Here is a 520-nt window from a genome sequence, read left to right as displayed (position 1 = left end):
AGTGCGTTTGGATGAGCCGATTGCTGTGGTGGGGATGGCCTGCCGGTATCCGGGTGGGGTCGATTCTGCGGATGCGTTGTGGGAGATGGTGTTCGGAGGTCGTGATGTGATCGCAGAGTTTCCGTCGGATCGTGGTTGGGATCTTGAGCGGCTTTACGATTCTGATCCAGATCGTCCGGGTACCTCGTATACGCGTAGGGGTGGTTTCCTGGACGGGGTTGCTGATTTTGATGCGGAGTTTTTTGGGATCTCGCCGCGGGAGGCGTTGGCGATGGATCCTCAGCAGCGGGTGTTGTTGGAGACCGCTTGGGAGACTTTTGAATCGGCGGGTATTGATCCGTTGTCGTTGCGGGGCAGCCAAACCGGCGTATTCGCCGGCATGATGGCGTCGCTGTACGGATTCGATGCCATCGCGTCGGCGCCGGAGATAGAGGGCCATTTCGGCACCGGCAATGCCGGCAGCGTTTTGTCGGGTCGGATTGCGTATGTGTTTGGTTTGGAGGGGCCGGCGGTGACGATT

1 protein-coding gene is annotated in these 520 nt (G+C 59.2%); it reads left to right on the top strand.

Annotated features, from left to right (window positions below; genetic code table 11):
- Position 1: 1 nt before the first annotated feature.
- Positions 2-520, top strand: a 519-nt coding sequence (locus F0Q45_RS26665) for a beta-ketoacyl synthase N-terminal-like domain-containing protein (protein ID WP_444875269.1), incomplete at its 3' end; no start/stop codon positions are given.

It is taken from the genome of Mycobacterium simiae (genome assembly GCF_008370645.1).
Taxonomy (GTDB): Bacteria; Actinomycetota; Actinomycetes; order Mycobacteriales; family Mycobacteriaceae; genus Mycobacterium; species Mycobacterium simiae_A.
The sequence above is the reverse complement of the archived record's forward strand: the minus strand, read 5'-3'. Positions and strand labels throughout refer to the sequence as shown.